We start from the raw sequence: 19,353 nt of genomic DNA, 5'->3' as shown, positions 1-19,353 counted from the left end.
CTAAGAACGCTCCATTCGTACGGGTACATGAACCTGTCGGAGAACGGACTGCAGCACGGACTGGGCGTTGGAGCTATCGAGGCGTGCTTCGGGACGAAGCAGCAAACGGTGCGTCAGCACATAAGGTGCCAGTGCCTTCACATCATCAGGCAGCACATAGTCACGGTTATCCTGAAAAGCGTATGCCTTGGCAGCCATGACAAAAGCAAGTGCGGCGCGTGGACTAGCTCCGAGCAACACGGATGGATGTTCCCTCGTCGCACGCACAATATCGAGTAAATAGGACGTCACCGCTTCATCCATATAGATATCTCTGATTTCCTGCTGGATGTCAGCAATCTGTTCCATATGCGCTACAGCCTCCAGACGGTCTGCTGGCTGGCCCGTCTGATGATGAAGCAGCATGTTTCGCTCCGTCTCCAAATCAGGATAGCCCAAGCTGATTTTGAGCATAAAACGATCTAATTGTGCTTCCGGCAGCATATAAGTACCTTCAAAATCAATTGGATTTTGAGTGGCACACAGCATAAAAGGATGAGGCAACATATGAGTGTCCCCATCCACCGTCACACTTCGTTCTTCCATAACCTCCAGCAGAGCTGACTGGGTTTTCGTCGTCGCCCGGTTAATTTCGTCTGCCAGTAAAATGTTAGTCATAACTGGACCCGGACGGAAATAAAAACGCTCGTCCCGTGGATGAAATATAGATACTCCTGTAATATCGCTCGGTAGAATATCAGGATTACATTGAACGCGGCGATAATCACCACGCATGGATTTAGCAAGAGCCTTGATCATTTGCGTTTTCCCCGTACCCGGAACGTCCTCGATCAGAATGTGTCCACCCGCCAGCATAGCCGTAAGCAGTAATTTTATTTCAAAGGATTTCCCTAATATGCATGATTCCAGATTAGAACGTATTGCAGATACAATCTGCACAGATTCTTGACGCACGGGCATAACTCTGTAAACCTCCTAGATAGCAACATGTTTCCTATTATTGTACATGAAGGTGGACATAGAGTACACTTAACTCCCTGCCCATATTATTCAAGCTCCATCTTCTCTTGCACGTACATGTTTTTTGGAACAGTCAAAAACCCTTCGGCTATCAAATCCGAAGGGTTGATTGTATACAGTTTATTTTACTTTTGTCCTATTGTAGCACCCTGCTTTTATATGCTTCCTTTTGGACGAACAAACAAACATGCCAGAAAAGAGAAAATAATCGCCGAGGAAATCCCTGCACTGGTCAGACTAAAGATCCCTGTAATGACACCAAGCCATCCGTCCTTTTCCAATTCGGTTAATGCACCGTGTACGAGTGAGTTACCAAAGCTGGTAATTGGAATCGTCGCACCCGCTCCGGCAAATTTGATAAGCGGATCATATATTCCGACAGCGTCCGCAATTGCACCTGCTACCACCAACGTACTCATTGTGTGTGCCGGAGTCATTTTGATAACATCCATCATCAACTGACCCACGACACAAATGGCACCGCCTACTAAAAAAGCCCATAGAAATATCATACTTTTCCTCCCGCTTCAAAAGCTACAGCATGTGCAACACAAGGAATGCTTTCACCCTGCTGTGTAGTCAAAGGAGATAATAACGCCCCGGTCGCCACGACCAGCACCTTTTGTAGTTCTCCCTTTTCGATCCGCTTTAACAGATGCCCATAGGTTACAACAGCCGAGCATCCACAACCACTTCCACCTGCAATGACCTTCTTTTGCTTATTGATGTCGTAAATCAGTAAACCGCAATCATTAAATTCCGTTTGATTCATATCGAATCCATCTTTTTTGAGCAGCTCTTTGGCAATCGGCAGCCCTACAGAGGCTAAATCCCCTGTTACAATAAGATCATAGTAGCCTGGGTCCCTGCCTGTATCTCGAAAATGAGACAAAAGCGTGTCCGCCGCCGCTGGAGCCATGGCTCCGCCCATATTAAAGGGATCTTTAATGCCCATATCCATTACACGCCCAATGGTAGCACAATCCACCACCGTCCCTGACTTCGCATGTCCCACAATGGCCGCACCGGAACCGGTAACCGTATACTGGGCTGTGGGGGGCTTCTGTGCTCCATATTCATTAGGATAGCGGAATTGCTTTTCCACGGTACAGTTATGGCTGGTTGTACCCGCCATCACGTAGTCGCCCGCCTCTGAATCCACAATAAGTGCTGCTAAAGCCAAGCTTTCCATCGACGTTGAGCAGGCTCCAAAAACGCCTAAATAGGGAATAGCCAGCTTGCTAGCCGAAAATGAGCTACTGACAATCTGATTCATCAGATCACCACTGATGAAAAATTGCACTTCCTCTTTGTTTAAATTGGAATTAATTAACGCAAGCTCTGTAGAATGCTCAATTAATCTTCGTTCCGCCTTTTCCCATGTTTTCTCGTTTATTTCGATATTGTCATAAATATAATCGAAATCTGTGGACAACGGCCCCTCTCCTTCATCCGGGCCTACAACAGTTGCACTACCAATGATGCGCGGTCTCGACTCAAACTTCCAGGTTTGTCCTCCCTGTCTTCTCATAAGTGGTTGCCCCCCACACCGAGGATCGCGTATATAACGCCTACGATAAATGCGGCCACAACACCGAATACGACAACTGAGCCTGCCAGCTTGAACATATTTGCGCCCACTCCAAGTACCAATCCCTCGGAACGATACTCCAATGCAGCTGAACACATCGAGTTCGCAAAACCTGTAATCGGTACAGCGGTTCCCGCTCCTGCCCATTGGGCAATCTTATCGTAGACCCCGATGCAAGTTAATATAACAGACAACAAGATCATCATGGATGCAGTCGGTGCCGCAGCCTCTTTGGCGGGAATATGCATACCTGCCATAAAGGCTTCCTGGATCGCCTGCCCAATCACACAGATGACGCCTCCAACCAGGAAAGCACGCACACAATTGGCAAATACTTTTCTGGAAGGTTCATGCTTTTGGGAAACACTTTGATAGTCTTTCTCATTTATGGACAACGGCGACGAATTGGTACGAAAACCGCGCTGTCCTGACTTAGCTGGCATCATTCACCACCCCTTATTCGTAAGTTCCGCGCTTGGCGGTTCAGATTGCTTGGCTCCTTAACATTATGAGCTTTTAGGGGAAATGTTATGTCAGGAAAATGATATCGTGGACATTCCGTACAAATCCATTCATACTGAATACATGACGACCACTGGTTAATTAATAAGGAGTGAGGTATACATCATGGAAGCAAAAACATTGGAATTGTTTAAAACCTTAACAGAGTTCCCTTCTATTCCTGGACATGAGCGAGAGCTGCGGGCATGGGTTAAAGAACGAATATCCGGGTATACGGATGAAATCGTGCAGGACCGTTTGGGCAGTCTTTTTGGTGTGCTACGCGGGCAAGAAAGTGGACCACGTGTAATGGTCGCAGGACATCTGGATGAAGTTGGTTTTATTGTGAATGGCATTACGGAAAATGGAATGATTCATTTCCAGCCGGTTGGAGGCTGGTGGAGCCAAGCCATCATGTCACAACGTCTTCAAGTATTGACCCCAAATGGCCCAATCATTGGTGTAGTTGGATCTGTCTCACCACATTTGCTCGATGAAGCGCAACGCAGCAAGCCGATGGACATCAAGCATATGTACCTGGATATCGGCGTAGACAGCAGACAGGAGGCGCAAGATCTGGGGATTGTGCCCGGAACGGCTATTGCCCCGATCTGTGACTTCACTCCACTTGCGAATCCCAAAAAAATCATGGCTAAAGCATGGGACAATCGATATGGTGTAGGCCTGGCGCTTGAGCTGTTGGAGGCATTACATAAGGAAAAGGACCAGCTTCCCAATACATTGTATGCAGGAGCTACTGTTCAGGAGGAAGTGGGACTGCGCGGTGCGCGCACAGCTGCCAATCTGATTCAGCCGGATATTTTCTTCGCACTGGATTGCAGTGCTGCCAACGATATGGGTGGAGATCCGAATGCATACGGACAGCTTGGTAAAGGAGCACTGTTGCGGGTATTTGATCCAGGTATGATTACACACCGCGGGATTGTGGAGTATGTGCAAGATATGGCGGATACCCACAAAATCAAGCACCAATATTTTATCTCCACTGGGGGAACGGATGCTGGTCAAGTGCACTTGAGCGGAATTGGTGTGCCATCCACCGTCATCGGCATATGTGGACGGTACATCCATACTTCCTCGTCCATTATTCATACTGATGATTATGATGCGGCCAAGGAACTGATCATTAAGCTGGTTCAAAATCTGGATCGCACAACGCTCAATACCATTATTGAACGAGCTTAAGAAGTAACAGAGAATAGGAAGCTATAAAAAAACAGTCAAGACACATACAACGTGTACTTGACTGTTTTTTTAATAGAAGAAAAAATAGAAGATTCAAATTAAATGTTTGTACCGAAGTAAAGCAATAACTACAAGTACAGCTGTTAAAGTAATACAGATATTTTCTACCTTTGTTCCCTTCCGGGTTCCGGTACTCATTAATCTAAATCGTAGCTTCCATTTGAATGGTGGCAAAGGCTTAATCCCGTTATTCGTCAAGGAATCTGCCAATAAATGCAGTAAGTACGCTATCCCTCCAGCCAGCCATATGCTATCGCCATGCAAACGTGTCGTACCATAAAGCAGCGCGGTCCATGCTACTGTGCCATACACCGTGTGCGTCAATCCTCGGTGCGGAACAAGCGTACATATGATCAGCAGACACCCGGCGATATAATTCCACGGTGCATATGATTCCCCATACCAGGCTAGGCCGATACCAATTAGAAAAATGATAACTTTACGCATAGACCGTGAAGGCATAAAAGAAGCGCTGATCATCAGCAAAGCCAAAACAAGATTCCAGGGCGGCGGAGCCAAACGGGTGAAAAACACCCAACCCGCAGCCCCAATCATTAGAAGCTGTACGAGTCTAAGCATTTTGTTCGGTAACGCACGGCTAACAAGCATGGAGTTAGGCTCGTCAATATCCGGTAGCAATGAACCAACCACAGCGGCTGCCACGGCAGCCGGAGTCACTTCGTATCCACTTAAGGCTAATACCGACAGGGAGACCCCGGTTCCAATAATTAAATGGGCTCTTCCCATCATGATGCATAACATCCTTTCGTTGCAGCATACACAGAGTCGACATCACTCTATTCGAATCAGCATGATTCGATTGTATACGACAATCAAAACGAGAACAATAGTTCGCTTATTCTATTTAAAAGACTTCATCCAAAAGTCCTAGTTTCGCCCCCATTACTTAACTCTCCCCTTATTTTTTATCTGTACAGCCATTTCTAAAAAACACCCCATATGGCCTATAGGTAGGTCGACAAATATTTCCAACATTTTCTTTTTGCCTCAAAGTCCTATTGTACAATTTGGAATATTAGGTAATATAGTGTTTATATTTACTATATAAATCTATTAAATGAACAAGGAGGAAATGATTATGCGAGAAAAATCTCTGTTTCGAAAGTTCAAAACTATCGGTCTGACATCGTTGCTAAGTGTCGTATTGTTCGCCCTGCCCGCTTCAGCTGCTTGGAATGATACATACACCGGGTACGCCACATATACAGGATCAGGTTACTCTGGAGGAGCATTACTGCTTGACCCTATCCCTTCTGATGCCAAAATTACAGCGCTTAACCCCACACAACTGAATTATAACGGAATCAAAGCCGCATTAGCTGGAGCTTATCTGGAAGTTCAAGGCCCCAAAGGAAAAACGACCGTCTATGTAACAGATTTATATCCTGAGGGTCCGAGTGGCGCACTTGATCTATCTCCGAATGCCTTCAACCTGATCGGCAATCAAAAGGATGGAAAAATCAATATTTCATGGAAAGTTGTCAAAGCTCCGGTTAGCGGCAATGTGTCTTACCGCATTAAAGAAGGCAGTAGCCAATGGTGGGCAGCCATTCAAGTACGCAATCATAAATATCCGGTCTTAAAAATGGAAGTCCAACAAAACGGGCAATGGCTCAATCTCGAAAAACAGGATTACAACCACTTTCTGGGTACTAACTTAGGAAAACAGCCTCTGAAAATACGGATTACGGACATTCGCGGTGTCGTACTGAACGATACCATCCCAGCTCTAGCCGAAAATGGCACAGGCCAAGCCTATATCGTTAAAGGTAATGTTCAATTTCCAGACTGATTGAAGTGCCGCCTCATCTTTGCTTCTTTTCATTTGAACCAATAAAACCGACCGGGAACCGACGCAATCCAGTTTGCGTATACGTGTTCTCGGTCTTTTTACGGAAAAATCATTATTTTTCACAAAGAATCGGTTTGTTCACTGTCCTGTTCATAAGATCATACGTATAATGAATACATAAATAGGGTGTACTTTACAGCTACGTGCACACAGACAGGAGGCCTGTTCATATGAGCAATTTCAAAAAGCATCATAAGCTACACAGCAAATTGCTGGTCAGCATTACGTTATGTATAACACTAACATTGCTGGTATCCACCACTGTATATTATTTCTACTATATCCGCGTGGAAAAGGAGCAGGCGTTCGAAGCCAATCACAATAGCTTGACGTTGAGAAGCAAAGAGGTCATCAACATGACATCTATTGCTCAATCGTTGGCATTCCAAATGTACCGCAGCAGTACCCTATCCAAGCTGTTGTATTATCCCAAACCCAATGTATATGATGTAACCGCTGCCATGACCGAATTAAATAATTATCTTAACTCCATGCCGTATATTGAATCCATTTATGTGTATAACCCTAAAAGTGACACTTTCTACATTGCGTCATCACAAGGCCAAAACGGGTTATTCAGCAAACATGAACTGGCTGATACAGATATCATTCGCGTGCTCGATCATTATCAGGACTACAAACCCTTTACGCCTATCCCACGTACGTATCCGTTGCTGTCTGCCTCAGACTCCGGGGCTGGCCTAGAGCAAGCAAGCCCAGACATCGCAGCCTATACGTATTTATGTTATGACGCAATCAACTCGAACGAAGCGATAAATTCGGCAGTGATTGTGAATGTATCGGCGGCCTGGATGAACAAGGAAATGGCGGCGAGCCCCATCTCAGGCGGGACCGCTTATATTTTAGACGATCAAGGCAGACTGTTATCTGGGACGACGTTGACAGACGAAGCTTTGAACGAAAAAGAACAGCTATGGCTGCATACCAGAGTCAAAAAACAGGAAACAGGCTATTTTGTAGAAGAATTTCATGGTAAAAGATCACTGATTTCCTATACTTCCCCGGATGGACTAGGTTGGCAGTATATTAGTGTCACACCATATGAAAGCGTTATCAAAATGGCGAGTGTTATTCGTAATGCCATGGTACTGATCGCAGCCATCATCGGAATGGCAGGATTTGTGGCTTCCTGGCTGCTGTCCAAAATGTTGTATACGCCTATTGGCCAAATTGTTGTGCATATGAATTCACTGGAATCGGAAAAACGCAACAGTATGTATACGATCCGGCAAAACATTTTACGGAATGTGATTCGGGGAATCCGAAATCTTCCTGCTGGTGAAGAACCGGAACGACTGCGCGAGCTCGGGATTACGTTCCAGTTCGACAAAGACTATCGCCTTGTACTCCTGCGCATAGATGAATATGCCCGATGGCAAAGCGAGCGTGGACCTGATCTGCTACCCTACAAGTTTGCAATCATGAATATCGCTTCCGAAATATGCGGGCAGACATACCGGGTGGAAACCGTTGATATGGATGAGGATAGCGTCCTGCTGATGCTCAATATTCTAGACCCCGCCGAACATACAGACACGGTACTACTGGAGACCCTATTACGCCAAATACGTGAAGCTTGTTTTGAATATTTGAAGCTGAGTGTATCACTAACCTACAGCGCGATTACCAGTCAACCAGAACGGCTACATCTGCTGTACCGCCAGGTAGAGAACGCATCTATGCACCGTTTTTTTCAGGGTCATGGCTGTATTATTAATGCACGAAACACTACAGATGAAGATGTCCAAAATACTTATGTGTATCCATCGGATAAAGAAAAAAAATTGCTGGATACGCTGCTATCTGGTCATACGGAGGATGCGCACCGGATGTTCAAAGATCTGTTGATGCATATGGAGAAATATCCGTTTTCCTCTGTTCGGGTGGCAATATCCCGGCTCATCATGAGTGTGAATAATGCCGTTCGGCATATAAGTGAACTCAATGGATTTGCTATCGAATCTAAACCTGAATTACCATCCGCAGATCGATTAGAGACCGCCGAGGATCTTATTGATCATTACCAATTGGTCTTTGATCAGATTCGCTCCAGTCTAGCGGAAAAACGAAATACGAAGCAAGAACGCTTGGTGCAACAGATCAATGAGCGAATGGAACAGGCCTATACAGATCCTAATTTCTGTCTCAATCAGATTGCGGAAGAGTTGGATTTGTCTCCAATTTATGTAAGTAGGCTTTATAAGCAACAAACCATGTCTACCATCGTGGACGTCATCCAGCAGCTCCGTATTCGCAAGGCCTGTGAGCTGCTGGAACAGACCGACTGGTCAGTGGCTGACGTGGCAGAACAAACCGGGTTTGCGAGTAGCTCTTATTTCCACCGTATGTTCAAACGTAGCTTGGGCGTGACGCCCACAGATTTTCGCCGTTCTAAAGCGAATGCGCAATAGGTAACATCAAAAAAGCAAGCCTCCAATTTTCTGGAGACTTGCTTTTCTGCTTTGTATCACTGCTCTTATGTTTTACTTGATCCCCTTCTCCTTCACATAGGCTTTCCATTGTTTTGTATATTCGGTTTGAATTTTCTCTAAGCCAGCTTGGTTCGCCTTTTGCATGAAGGTCTCAAGACCTTGATCAACGTTGTCGATCAGTCCAGCTTGGAGCGGGTACAGGTATTGCTTCTCAACCTGTTCCAACGCTGCTTTTTCTGCTTGGTAGGTCGTATAATCCTCTGCAAAGCCGGTAAACAGGTCAGGCTTCTGGATTTTATCCAGCTCAGCAAAAATCTTCTTCACACGGTCAAAACCTGAATCAAATAACATGTATTCCGGGTTACGCCAAGCCCAGCTGTTCATACCTTCCCGTGAAAATCCATTCGTACTACCGCTACCTATCATTTGATAGTAACCATCTTTGACTTCGTAGTTTTTGCCTTCGATACCATATTGCGTAAGCAGGTTATAGCGTTTGTCTGTCACCAGCTTCTCATAAAAGGCCAATGCGCGGGCTGGGTTCGGGCTGCTTTTTGGAATTGCAAAGCCATTATGAATCGGATGCACCGGAGTTGCATAACCCGTTGTCAGCGGGAATGGATAGTACTCAAGCTTCCAGTCCGGGTGGGATGCTTTGAGCTTAATGACCATGTCATTAAAGCGGGTTGGATTGTCGCCGAAAATACTCGCTGCTTTACCAGAAGTGACTTGATCCTGAAGCGTATCTTTTACGTTTAATACGTTTTTAGGAATGAATCCTTTATCAGCCCAGCGTTTGTAAGTATTCAGCTCTTCTTTTTGTTCATCTGAGCCCCAATACTTATATACCTCTGTTGGTTTTTCATATTTGATACCAATGCCATAAGGCAAAGCACCCACACTCTTTGTTACTAATTCGGTATATCGATCATGCAGATTTCCCTTGATATCGCTGTTCAGAGATACGGTTTTCATATTTGGCTCATGCTGACGTATCCCATCCATATAAGCCTCGTAACTTTTGATATCGGTCGGTTTAGGCAAATTGTACTTTTCGCGTAAATCCTCACGCCATACAAAACCGTTTGTGACATATTCTTTATACGTGCCAGGTACAGTATAAATTTTGCCTCCGATTTTAACCCCATCCCACATATCCTGAGGTACAAATTTTTGCAAGGCAGGTGCGGCCTTAGGCAGCAGATCGTCTAACGGTAGGAATGCGCCCTTCTTGGCATAGGCCTGATACTGCGTCCAATCTGCAGTGAAGATCAGGTCGATAGGCTGACCCGAAGACAATAACAGCTTATATTTTTGATCCCAGTCGGTCCACGTCGTATAGTTAAATTTGACGGTGGCATTCAGATCTTTTTCTGCCAACTTATTGATCTCTGCCTCAATGGTAGGCAGATCCTTAGGAGCATCACCCAACATATAAAATTGCAGCTGTACTTTTTGGGATTTATCATCCTCTCCATTTGCTTTTTGTGCGCTGTTTCCGCTACCGCCTCCACATCCAGCTAAGAGCGCCATAATGACCATTACTGCAATCAGGATGGACATGCGTTGTTTTCTTTTCTTTGTGAATGTCATGTGAATCCTCCCTTTGAAATGGTAGTCTGTTTTAATAAAACGCTTACAAAAAAGTGCTGCTTGGATGGCACGCCGTCAGCACGTCATGCCATCGCAGCTCTATAGTACCGCTTTATCCTTTTACCGCACCAATGGTCAATCCCTTGACAAAGTAACGCTGAATGAACGGATACAGTAGTAAAATGGGACCCGTAACCACGATCGCCATTGCCATTTTGGTCGACTCTGTCGGCATATCGTTGGAAAGGGACACGCCGGTACCTGCACCCATTTGAGCAATAAATTGCATGGAGTTAATTACATTATACAGATAATATTGCAACTGGTATTTGTGCGGGTCATTAATAAAGAGTGAGGATGAGAACCAGTCATTCCAGTAAGCCAAGGCCAGAAACAGCCCCACAGTGGCAATACCCGGTGTAGATAAAGGCAGTACAATTCGATAATAAATTTTAAAATCACCCGCACCATCAATTTTAGCAGACTCGAACAGCTCTTCCGGCATGGAGGAACGAATGAAATTTTTCATCAAAATAATCAGAAATGGAGTCATCAATCCCGGAAAAATAAGCACCGTATACGTATCTAGCAGCCCTAAATACTTCGTCAGCATAATGTACCAAGGTACCAATCCGCCTCCAAACAACGTCGTAAAGTAAATATAGAATGAAAACGCATTGCGGTATTTAAAATCTTTACGCGCCAGCACATATCCGGCCATCGTCATCAGGAACAGGCCCAGCGTCGTGCCTACAACCGTGGTAAAAATCGTCACCCCGTACGCCCTTAACACCTCTTCAGGAAAGGTGAACACCGTCCGGTATCCTTCCAGCGAGAATTGCTGTGGAATAAAGTGATAACCATCCCTGATAATCGATTCATTACTGGTTAGTGAAGCCGAGATAATAAGTAGGAACGGGAGTAAACAAGCAATGGATGCCACAATGATAACCACATAAGAAATGACTTTAAAAATCCGAGTGTATACATCCTCTTTGATCGCCATCCGTTTCGGTCCTCCTTTCTAGAATAAGGCATATTCGTCGTTCAGCTTGCGGATGATATAGTTCACGGTCATGATCAGTACAAATCCGAACAAGGATTGGTACACGCCTGCCGCCGAAGCCATACCCACATCAAAAGTCACTTTCAAGGAACGATACACATAAGTGTCCAAAATATCTGTCGTATTGTACAGCACTCCGTTATTACCAATTAACTGATAGAATAGATCAAATTGTCCTTTCATAATACTACCCAGCGCAAATAACAACAGCACAACGAATGTTGACTTGAGCATAGGAACGGTAATGTACCAGATTCGTTGAAAAATGTTAGCTCCGTCTATTTTAGCTGCCTCATAATATTCGTCACTGATCCCTGTAATCGCTGCTAGGTAGATTACCATACTGTAGCCGAGATTTTTCCACAAATAGAACAGGATAATCAAGAAAATCCACACCCATGGTTTGTTATACACATCCACGCGTTCACCGCCGAATTGCAGCAGCAGCGTGTTCAGAAAACCATTATCATAATTAAATATGTTATACACGATGACACTTAGAATAACGAAGGAAACAAAATATGGCAGAAACATCACAGATTGAGTGATCTTTTTAAAGTAGCGACCTCGCAACTCATTCAGTAAAATGGCAAGGACAATCGCTAACACGTTGCCGAGTAAGATAAAAGCCGCGTTGTATCCAACCGTATTCAATGTCAATTTTGTCAGCGTGCCGGATTGCCATAGAAAGCGAAAATTCTGGAGTCCGACGAACTGGGCCTCAAAAAGGCTGGTATTGAAGTCGAACTGGGTAAATGCATAATAGATGCCGACCATAGGAATGTATGAATTTATGAAGAAAAAGATTAAAGTGGGCAACAACATCAGAAATAATACTCGATTGCGGATCAGTTCATAGAAGAAACCGTGTTTCCTACCTGTTCCCAGCCTACCGTTCAAGCGGGAATCCGTCGTAAGCAGTGCAGAATTTTTGGGCATAGGCTGATTCAATGTGAGTCACTCCCCCTCTATATACATTACCGACTGCAAGGTTTGTAGCATCGCCGCCGTATAACTATATAGTATGTAAGCGCATTCAAAATGAAAAGTGAAGCCTCTCATGCTTCATGAACAAAGGAGTGTCTAGAGGAGTGAACAATTCGGATATTTGTGAAGTTTTGTGTAATAAGAGGCGCCTGATCGACGCCTTAAGCCTATTATAAAGCACATTTGGACAATCTGCTCTATTCCTTTTGTCCACCCTGAAAAGTGGTTTCATCTTGTTTCACATGAAATCCAGTTTTCTTGGCCTGCTCCAGCAACTCAGCAGCATTATCCTGCGGCTTATATCCGATTCGTTCTTCCAAGTAGCCAATATCATAATAATTATCCGTATTGGCTGATGTCCCATACAAATTAAGATAATTCATCTCTGAAGGGGCCTCGATACAGCAGACGGTCAGATGGATCATATCGCGCTCAGAGATCCAAATATGAGCAGCGCGCTCCGAATGCGGTCGATCATCCCCAGGAAAATTACCGATGCGGATATTAATTGAAGATATTTTGCCCTGATCGGCATATAGCCGTCCTAGCAGTTCAATGTAGCACTTACTCAATCCATAAAAACTATCTGGTCGGTAGGGATCTTCTACATCTATGGTTTCGCCTACTCTATAAAACCCCGTGGCATGATTGGAACTAGCAAAAATAATGCGTTTTACCCCATTTTTAACCGCAGCTTCATACAGCTTATAAGCTCCGCTTACATTGCCAGACAGCACTTTGCCGAGGAAGTCCCCTTCATCCTTAATCCATGCAAAATGTAGTACCGTATCCACTCCGTGTGTAAGCTCAGCCAATCTTGCAGCATCATGTATATCCAGTTCGATAATCCCTGCTTCTTCATCCCTCTTCACATCAGCGGCGGTTATTTCATATTGCCCTTCCGCTTTTAGCCCTTCATAGAGTACTTTTCCAATTGTGCCCGCCGCTCCTGTAATCAACAATTTCCGTGCCATCGTCCGCATCTCCCTTCTTCTTTGACAGTGTGCCGTCATCCATAGCTTAACCAACTACCTAGAGAGGGAACCTTGTACCGTCATTCACTGCATTCTGTCACCTATAAAAAAAGACCCTGCTACCTGAGCAGAGTCCTTACTTGTTGCTTTTTTAAGATATTAATTTCAAGCTTGCCGCACTACCCTCACTCTGCGATTAACCAGATAAATGCTAAAGCCGATTAATACCAGACCGATTAGCAGAAAAGCCGTAATCGATTCGTGAAGCAGCATAGAACTGACAAATACTGAAATCACAGGCACCAAAAACGTATAGGAAGCGACCTTACTGACATCCCCCGAATTGACCAGCGTGAAATACAGCAGCCAGGATAGTGAAATTCCCAGCACAGTTCCGAATACCAGCCCTGACACATACGGAACATTCCACACGATGTCCGACCAGCTTTCCGTAACCGATCCAGCTCCTGTTAACACGATGCCTCCAAGTGTACATTGAAATGCGACCAGCCACAACGAATCCACACGCTGGTTGACCTTTTTCACATATACGGTTCCCAATGCCCAGCTCACTGCTGTAATAATGGCGATAATTACACCTGCGATAGCCACATGTCCTGAAAACCCTCCGACACTGACAGCTGCCACACCTAGAAAGCCAATGATCAATCCAATCACCTTGAGTTTGGACATTGATTCTCCCAGCCACATCCATGCAAAAATGCCGACCAGCACCGGCTGAAGATATACCAGCACAGAGAACAAGCCAGATGGAACATACATCAGACCCACTGTTTGCAAACCATAAAACAGGACTACGTTAAAAATACCTGAAATAGCATACACTCGCCAATTTTCTTTCCAGCGAATACGATTCCATCTCGGTGCTAAAATCGCTCCCAATAGCAGACCACCCAACAATGTGCGTAGCCCTGCAAACAAAAGGGGCGGCGTGTATTCCAATGCAACTTTATAGATGGGCCAAGAAATGCCCCACAATACAACCAGTAGCGCGATCATCAATATCCGCTTGGCTGTCGTTAACTCTCCCATGATGCTCTCGCTCCTCTATGAAAAAAATCACTAGATTTTATATATTACGCCTACAAGACAACTTTATCAACAGAGGAATCCAGTCAATTGCCTATGTTACAATGTATCCAATAGATAGAACTTATAAGGATAGGAGGTTATCAGCACTTGATTTATTTCATCAAATTTCTATACAGCTTCGTGCTTCCTCCCGGTTTGTTTATCCTCGTGATGGCAGGACTTGTAATCTGGCTATGGAAACAGGCGCGTAAACCTGCGATTGTACTGCTCCTTGTCACATTGCTGCTGTATATTTCATCGACCAATTTGGCTGGAGATGTGTTAATTCGTAGCCTAGAAAAGCAGTACCCACAGCCCCTTACTGTTCAAGGGGATGTTATTGTCGTACTTGGGGGCGGAGCTACAGAGGGAACTCCCGACATCAATGGACAAGGTAATCTGCTAGGGTCTGCGGCCAACCGACTGCTCACTGCAGCTAGACTGCATGAAGCAACAGGTTTACCTATCCTTTTTTCCGGTGGACAAGTGTTTGGAGACAGTGGTAATGAAGCGAATATTGCGCAGAGGCAGCTATTAGGACTCGGTATTCCGGCAAAGGATATCTTCATCGAAAATCGTTCCTTGAATACACAGCAAAATGCCGTATATACCTCCAAAATCCTAAAACAGCACCAGCTCACAAAACCTATTCTGGTGACCTCCGCATTCCATATGCCACGTGCTGCACTGGAATTTCAGCGCGCAGGTATGCAAACGACAGCTTATCCAACCGACTATCTGGCAAGTGAAAAATTGTCACTGTATGCTGCCAAGCTCTCACCGTCTGCTGGGGCCATATCTACAACCGGGACAGCCCTCAAAGAATATTTAGGAATTTTGGCATTAAAGCTTAAATAATGTTGATACACAGGTGTAAAACGGACACAGCACAAACAAGCGTCTTGCGCCCACAGTTTATAAGCTAGTAAGCGATCAAGACGCTTGATCTACCATTACATATTCTAATGCAAGAAAATTTCCGATATTTGTTCTTCTGAAATAACTTTAAAGCCTTCCCTTTTTAACAAAGCCGAGGTTACCCCGTTGCCTGCGATTTTACGGTTTTCGAATGCCCCATTATAGATCGCTGCCGACCCACAGGACGGACTATTTTCTTTTAAAACAATAAGTGACGCGTTAACCTCTCTGGCTATATGCAGAGCATCGTACGCACCTCTAATGTACATATCACTGACATCATTGCCTGAAAACTCGATCACCTTAGCTGTGCCACTCAGCACATCCTCCCCTGTCCCTCCAACAATCTCAGCAGGCTCTCTCGGCGTCATAAAGCCCCCAAGTAGCTCAGGGCAGATCGTCATTGCCTTTTTTTCCTCTACCAACTTCTGAATATGTACATCCAGGCTATCCGTCCCGTTATATCGCACCTTCATGCCTGCCAAACATGAACTTACCAGAATCATTAGTTCACCTCATATCCATTGCTTTCATATTAAGTAATTAAAGTATAAACAAATTTTCTTGTAGAGTCATCGTTCAAAATGTAGACTTGCTGTTCTCTCTCTAACGGTTGTTGCTTCTGCGGGCATCCAATAAACCAAGTGAAATCTTTCCTTAGATAAGGATGTCGTGCAATTGATGACACACTCATGATCCTGCATATTGATAATGCTCCTGACGTTTTGAATTATGTATTAATGCTGCTCAAGAAAGATATCCGGCAATTTGTTACGAAGCAGTTTTCGGAGTACAGGCACGGATGGGCACCTGCCTACATACAATAAACAGACCGCAAGCCTGGTAAGTAACAAAGGTCGTAAGTTTGCAACTACCTCAGGAGGTGTCATCCGTGCCCGGACTATTTAGTGCTATCGCTCTGTTCATCAAGGAATTGACGCTACTCGTTTCCTACGTGAAAAACAACGCCTTTCCGCAGCCATTGACTGAGAAAGAGGAAGCTCGACACCTAAAGCTGTTTGCCGAAGGCAACGCACATTCCCGTAATACACTTATTGAACATAACCTAAGGCTGGTGGCCCATATTGTGAAAAAATTTGACAACACCGGCGAAGATTTGGAGGATCTTATATCCATCGGCACCATTGGACTGATCAAAGCTATTGAAAGCTTTCAGACCGGAAAAGGAACAAAACTGGCAACATTTGCAGCCCGTTGTATAGAAAATGAAATCCTGATGCATTTAAGATCCCTGAAAAAGACACGCAAAGACGTATCTCTCCACGATCCTATTGGGACTGACAAGGAAGGCAACGAGATTACTTTAATTGATATCCTCGGTTCCGAGGCGGACGATATTGTAGATAAGGTACAGCTCAAAATCGAGAAGAGCAAAATCTATCGCAATCTGGATATTTTAGATGAACGTGAAAAAGAAGTGGTAATTGGCCGATTCGGCCTGGAAGCCGGAGGAGAAGAACGAACACAGCGGGAAATTGCACGAGAACTGGGAATTTCTCGCTCGTATGTATCACGAATTGAAAAGCGTGCGTTGATGAAGTTATACCATGAATTTTACAAGCAGAAGGGATAATGAATAAACAGATACCTACCTAGAACTTTTGACTATTTGGAGGCCCTATACAGGGCCTTTTTTCATGATTTGAATTTCAATTTGTTTTCCTTTTTTCTTAAATAAGTACTAACTTTTTTCTAAATATGACAATGGAAGTGGGGAATAGACTATCGTATCTCCATCCTCATCTCGTTTTAAAATAATAGCGAACTCAGCACCATTACTCTCATCGCCTCTTGGCAACGGGAAGATCATTGCGGGACAACGCAACTCATAATTATGAGGAAATTCTTTTTGAAAATCCTCTAAAGCATAATTCAGAATTGCATCTATTTTATCGGTAAGCACATGAAATCCACCTATTACAAAATCATTGGACTCTTGGGAAGCGGTATACTTCTCAAATAATTTGGTTTTGTATTCCTCAACAGTATTAAAACAAACTTCCCAATCCAAAGGGAATACGCCATCTGCTAAATAATAAGAGTATATTTTCATATTCCATACATTCTCCTTCTCGCACCTAAAATAGTTATTTATATTGTTTCTCTCAATCTTTTTCGATATAAATTAGCCTAGCCTTGAGAATGAGCTTGTTAAAGACCCGAAAATAGCACCCTTTTCTTATTTCCTCCTATATCGTTTGAATTTTTTAATTACGTAGGTTCTTATCCCGTCCATTGCTAGTATAGTTCATGAAATAACTGGTTGCTATTATAATGTTTGGCCACTCATTTATGATTATGCCTTTTTTAATTAAGGAATACATTCATTGAGAGTTTCATATAGATCATATACAACAACATATTTAGCAAATTAGAAATAATAACCAGTGTGATTCCGAAGTTATCCGCTGTAAATAGTATTCTAAGCTGACTAAAAGAGGGCACTGTCACAATTTCCTCTCCTACTTCGGGGTACCGTCGTAAGATTAAATCGGACCACACTTCAGATACAAATTCATCGTTGCTTTTCAATTCAAATCGTGGCAGATGACTAATCGACTCAGATCGCTTTTTGCCAACTGCCTCTGCATCTTCTTCTTGCTTCCGGGATGCGTAAGGGTAGAGCAGATACATACCAAAATGATATAGATGAATATCTATCTTATTGTCCATGAGCTCGTCCACCAGGTACTTGAGCATTATGAGACGGTCAGGCTTCTTTTCGGCATTCAAAAAGATATCATATCTGTGTCTCAGGTTTCGAAAGAATCTTTCCAGGTATTGGTATACATATAAAAAATCCCCCTTTTTAAGTCCTCAATTATTGGCATACATATCGACCTGCACCCGGCTGCAGGCTAGCCACTTCTCCAATCGATCAAAAACCTTAATTTCAAATCCCGATTCATTTCTCCATACTTCAAACCGGATGTTCTCCTCTACCGCCGGCCCTCCAATTGTAACTTGATCTCCTATCAGCATACCTTCAAGATTAGCTTTTCGACTTAGGCTTAGTTTCATAAAACTCATCCTTTCCTTATTAATTAAGTCCAACTGATCGACTTCACAGCCCGTAGCAGTTATTCAATCAATCTTTACTTGTTGCAGGTGTAAGGCTTTTGCCGAAGCCCAACCGCCGATGACAAATTGACATCGGACAATTTGTCCGATATAATCAAAACAAAACGGACAAATTGTCCGAATTTATAATATGAAGGGTGAAACTGGGATGTATATTGAAAAGTTGTATTTTTTACCTGTAGGTGAATGTTTCCTAGATCAATCGGCAGTTAATCGAACCCTTGCCCCCGGGAAATTAGTCGGAATGCCTGTGTGGTCTTTTCTATTGGAAACGACCAGCGGGCCGATACTCATCGATACGGGAATGCCCGACGCTTTTATCAACAATCCCGATTACTACAAGGGGACTAGACGTGAAGGGCGCGTCGTCCCCAACATGTCTGACGGCGACTCGATCGTAAATGTGTTAAAGCGTGTCGGTTATCGACCTGACGATATTCAAATGGTCATTAGCTCCCATTTACACTTGGATCATTCTGGGGGAAACGGGCATTTCCGCAACACGCCGATCCTTATTCAAAGGGCAGAGTATGATGCGGCCATAAACAATGAGGATTACTCTCCATTAGAGTGCAGGCTGCCCGATTTACAATATCAAATCATTGAGGGTGACCATGAATTGATTCCGGGGGTTCAAATTTTATTCACTCCGGGTCATTCCCCTGGCCATCAATCAGTCCTTGTCACAACGGAAAAGTCGGGTCCAGTGCTACTGACAATTGATGTTGCTTATACTCGGGAGAACTTCGAGAATAGCGTACCGTTCTTGACATTCGATCAAGAGATGGCTGCCAAATCGATTACTCGCATGCAGGAGTTAATTCAGGATGTTCGGCCGTCCTATGTTTTCTTGGGACACGATAGAGATCAGGCGCAAAAATGCCGCACCTTTCCTGACTTCCTGTAATGGAGGAACA

At 44.1% G+C, this 19,353-nt stretch carries 20 protein-coding genes; 6 read left to right on the top strand and 14 right to left on the bottom strand.

Annotated elements, in window-relative coordinates; translation table 11 throughout:
- The 4 genes from C0638_RS16200 to spoVAC all read right to left on the bottom strand — a co-directional run bounded on the left by C0638_RS16200 (position 1) and on the right by spoVAC (position 3,054).
- Positions 1–960, bottom strand: coding sequence for an AAA family ATPase (locus C0638_RS16200; RefSeq protein WP_025675587.1), 960 nt, complete (start codon positions 958–960; stop codon positions 1–3).
- A gap of 215 nt (positions 961–1,175) precedes the next feature.
- Positions 1,176–1,532 (bottom strand): stage V sporulation protein AE, encoded by a 357-nt coding sequence (spoVAE, locus tag C0638_RS16195; RefSeq protein WP_013372209.1) that lies wholly within the window; start codon positions 1,530–1,532, stop codon positions 1,176–1,178.
- Positions 1,529–2,551, bottom strand: a complete 1,023-nt coding sequence (gene spoVAD / locus C0638_RS16190) for a stage V sporulation protein AD (protein WP_013372210.1) — start codon at positions 2,549–2,551, stop codon at positions 1,529–1,531. The genes spoVAE and spoVAD overlap by 4 nt, the downstream gene beginning before the upstream one ends.
- Positions 2,548–3,054 (bottom strand): stage V sporulation protein AC, encoded by a 507-nt coding sequence (spoVAC, locus tag C0638_RS16185; protein ID WP_016821646.1) that lies wholly within the window; start codon positions 3,052–3,054, stop codon positions 2,548–2,550. The genes spoVAD and spoVAC overlap by 4 nt, the downstream gene beginning before the upstream one ends.
- Positions 3,055–3,238: 184 nt before the next feature.
- Here spoVAC and C0638_RS16180 point away from each other — a divergent pair, with 184 nt between their 5' ends.
- Positions 3,239–4,318 (top strand): M42 family metallopeptidase, encoded by a 1,080-nt coding sequence (locus C0638_RS16180; RefSeq protein WP_058710247.1) that lies wholly within the window; start codon positions 3,239–3,241, stop codon positions 4,316–4,318.
- Between the two features lie 93 nt (positions 4,319–4,411).
- On the opposite strand, the gene C0638_RS16175 is transcribed toward C0638_RS16180, so the two are convergent.
- Entirely contained in the window at positions 4,412–5,128 is a 717-nt protein-coding gene (locus C0638_RS16175) for a metal-dependent hydrolase (protein WP_058710248.1), read from the bottom strand.
- Positions 5,129–5,477: 349 nt separating this feature from the next.
- Between C0638_RS16175 and C0638_RS16170 the strand changes: the two genes are divergently transcribed.
- Positions 5,478–6,191 carry an expansin ExlX gene (locus C0638_RS16170; protein WP_040103278.1) on the top strand — a complete coding sequence of 238 codons (714 nt, stop codon included), beginning with the start codon at positions 5,478–5,480 and terminating at the stop codon, positions 6,189–6,191.
- A 230-nt stretch (positions 6,192–6,421) separates the two neighbouring features.
- Positions 6,422–8,683 carry an AraC family transcriptional regulator gene (locus C0638_RS16165; protein WP_016324574.1) on the top strand — a complete coding sequence of 754 codons (2,262 nt, stop codon included), beginning with the start codon at positions 6,422–6,424 and terminating at the stop codon, positions 8,681–8,683.
- A gap of 72 nt (positions 8,684–8,755) precedes the next feature.
- Here the strand turns inward: C0638_RS16165 and C0638_RS16160 are convergent, their stop codons facing one another.
- The 5 genes from C0638_RS16160 to C0638_RS16140 all read right to left on the bottom strand — a co-directional run bounded on the left by C0638_RS16160 (position 8,756) and on the right by C0638_RS16140 (position 14,377).
- Complete coding sequence (locus C0638_RS16160; protein ID WP_025675178.1) at positions 8,756–10,297, bottom strand: extracellular solute-binding protein; 1,542 nt, start codon at positions 10,295–10,297, stop codon at positions 8,756–8,758.
- A gap of 112 nt (positions 10,298–10,409) precedes the next feature.
- Positions 10,410–11,303, bottom strand: a complete 894-nt coding sequence (locus C0638_RS16155; RefSeq protein WP_013372217.1) for a carbohydrate ABC transporter permease — start codon at positions 11,301–11,303, stop codon at positions 10,410–10,412.
- An 18-nt stretch (positions 11,304–11,321) separates the two neighbouring features.
- The gene (locus C0638_RS16150) at positions 11,322–12,314 is read right to left on the bottom strand and encodes an ABC transporter permease (protein WP_040103275.1); all 993 of its coding nucleotides are present in this window, start codon (positions 12,312–12,314) and stop codon (positions 11,322–11,324) included.
- A gap of 233 nt (positions 12,315–12,547) precedes the next feature.
- Positions 12,548–13,324 (bottom strand): NAD-dependent epimerase/dehydratase family protein, encoded by a 777-nt coding sequence (locus tag C0638_RS16145; RefSeq protein ID WP_102163633.1) that lies wholly within the window; start codon positions 13,322–13,324, stop codon positions 12,548–12,550.
- Positions 13,325–13,489: 165 nt separating this feature from the next.
- On the bottom strand, positions 13,490–14,377 hold the full coding sequence (locus C0638_RS16140; RefSeq protein WP_102163630.1) for a DMT family transporter: 888 nt from the start codon (positions 14,375–14,377) through the stop codon (positions 13,490–13,492).
- Positions 14,378–14,524: 147 nt separating this feature from the next.
- On the opposite strand from C0638_RS16140, the gene C0638_RS16135 reads away from it, so the two are divergent.
- Positions 14,525–15,274 carry a YdcF family protein gene (locus C0638_RS16135; RefSeq protein WP_102163628.1) on the top strand — a complete coding sequence of 250 codons (750 nt, stop codon included), beginning with the start codon at positions 14,525–14,527 and terminating at the stop codon, positions 15,272–15,274.
- Between the two features lie 104 nt (positions 15,275–15,378).
- Here the strand turns inward: C0638_RS16135 and C0638_RS16130 are convergent, their stop codons facing one another.
- Positions 15,379–15,840, bottom strand: coding sequence for a 2-thiouracil desulfurase family protein (locus C0638_RS16130; RefSeq protein ID WP_102163626.1), 462 nt, complete (start codon positions 15,838–15,840; stop codon positions 15,379–15,381).
- A gap of 386 nt (positions 15,841–16,226) precedes the next feature.
- On the opposite strand from C0638_RS16130, the gene sigK reads away from it, so the two are divergent.
- The gene (gene sigK / locus C0638_RS16125) at positions 16,227–16,928 is read left to right on the top strand and encodes an RNA polymerase sporulation sigma factor SigK (protein ID WP_013372224.1); all 702 of its coding nucleotides are present in this window, start codon (positions 16,227–16,229) and stop codon (positions 16,926–16,928) included.
- 108 nt (positions 16,929–17,036) lie between these two features.
- On the opposite strand, the gene C0638_RS16120 is transcribed toward sigK, so the two are convergent.
- The 3 genes from C0638_RS16120 to C0638_RS16110 form a co-directional block, all read right to left on the bottom strand.
- On the bottom strand, positions 17,037–17,408 hold the full coding sequence (locus C0638_RS16120; RefSeq protein ID WP_040103272.1) for a hypothetical protein: 372 nt from the start codon (positions 17,406–17,408) through the stop codon (positions 17,037–17,039).
- A 254-nt stretch (positions 17,409–17,662) separates the two neighbouring features.
- A complete protein-coding gene (locus tag C0638_RS16115) occupies positions 17,663–18,028 on the bottom strand; it encodes a hypothetical protein (protein ID WP_225683670.1) in 366 nt (121 codons plus the stop codon).
- A 144-nt stretch (positions 18,029–18,172) separates the two neighbouring features.
- Positions 18,173–18,376 carry a hypothetical protein gene (locus C0638_RS16110; RefSeq protein ID WP_040103860.1) on the bottom strand — a complete coding sequence of 68 codons (204 nt, stop codon included), beginning with the start codon at positions 18,374–18,376 and terminating at the stop codon, positions 18,173–18,175.
- 208 nt (positions 18,377–18,584) lie between these two features.
- Between C0638_RS16110 and aiiA the strand changes: the two genes are divergently transcribed.
- A complete protein-coding gene (gene aiiA, locus C0638_RS16105; protein WP_040103271.1) occupies positions 18,585–19,343 on the top strand; it encodes a quorum-quenching N-acyl homoserine lactonase AiiA in 759 nt (252 codons plus the stop codon).
- The last annotated feature ends 10 nt before the right edge of the window (positions 19,344–19,353 follow it).

This window comes from Paenibacillus sp. lzh-N1 (genome assembly GCF_002872435.1).
Taxonomy (GTDB): Bacteria; Bacillota; Bacilli; order Paenibacillales; family Paenibacillaceae; genus Paenibacillus; species Paenibacillus polymyxa_C.
This window is presented reverse-complemented; position numbering and strand designations above follow the sequence as displayed.

Excerpts from the sequence above, each read along its gene's own strand:
- C0638_RS16160 (WP_025675178.1), bottom strand. The coding sequence starts at position 10,297 with ATGACATTCACAAAGAAAAGAAAACAACGCATGTCCATCCTGATTGCA.
- aiiA (WP_040103271.1), top strand. The coding sequence starts at position 18,585 with ATGTATATTGAAAAGTTGTATTTTTTACCTGTAGGTGAATGTTTCCTA.
- C0638_RS16110 (WP_040103860.1), bottom strand. The coding sequence starts at position 18,376 with ATGAAACTAAGCCTAAGTCGAAAAGCTAATCTTGAAGGTATGCTGATA.
- C0638_RS16130 (WP_102163626.1), bottom strand. The coding sequence starts at position 15,840 with ATGATTCTGGTAAGTTCATGTTTGGCAGGCATGAAGGTGCGATATAAC.
- C0638_RS16145 (WP_102163633.1), bottom strand. The coding sequence starts at position 13,324 with ATGGCACGGAAATTGTTGATTACAGGAGCGGCGGGCACAATTGGAAAA.
- C0638_RS16175 (WP_058710248.1), bottom strand. The coding sequence starts at position 5,128 with ATGATGGGAAGAGCCCATTTAATTATTGGAACCGGGGTCTCCCTGTCG.
- C0638_RS16115 (WP_225683670.1), bottom strand. The coding sequence starts at position 18,028 with ATGGACAATAAGATAGATATTCATCTATATCATTTTGGTATGTATCTG.
- C0638_RS16120 (WP_040103272.1), bottom strand. The coding sequence starts at position 17,408 with ATGAAAATATACTCTTATTATTTAGCAGATGGCGTATTCCCTTTGGAT.
- C0638_RS16200 (WP_025675587.1), bottom strand. The coding sequence starts at position 960 with ATGCCCGTGCGTCAAGAATCTGTGCAGATTGTATCTGCAATACGTTCT.
- C0638_RS16180 (WP_058710247.1), top strand. The coding sequence starts at position 3,239 with ATGGAAGCAAAAACATTGGAATTGTTTAAAACCTTAACAGAGTTCCCT.
- spoVAE (WP_013372209.1), bottom strand. The coding sequence starts at position 1,532 with ATGATATTTCTATGGGCTTTTTTAGTAGGCGGTGCCATTTGTGTCGTG.
- spoVAC (WP_016821646.1), bottom strand. The coding sequence starts at position 3,054 with ATGCCAGCTAAGTCAGGACAGCGCGGTTTTCGTACCAATTCGTCGCCG.
- C0638_RS16170 (WP_040103278.1), top strand. The coding sequence starts at position 5,478 with ATGCGAGAAAAATCTCTGTTTCGAAAGTTCAAAACTATCGGTCTGACA.
- C0638_RS16140 (WP_102163630.1), bottom strand. The coding sequence starts at position 14,377 with ATGGGAGAGTTAACGACAGCCAAGCGGATATTGATGATCGCGCTACTG.
- C0638_RS16155 (WP_013372217.1), bottom strand. The coding sequence starts at position 11,303 with ATGGCGATCAAAGAGGATGTATACACTCGGATTTTTAAAGTCATTTCT.
- C0638_RS16165 (WP_016324574.1), top strand. The coding sequence starts at position 6,422 with ATGAGCAATTTCAAAAAGCATCATAAGCTACACAGCAAATTGCTGGTC.
- spoVAD (WP_013372210.1), bottom strand. The coding sequence starts at position 2,551 with ATGAGAAGACAGGGAGGACAAACCTGGAAGTTTGAGTCGAGACCGCGC.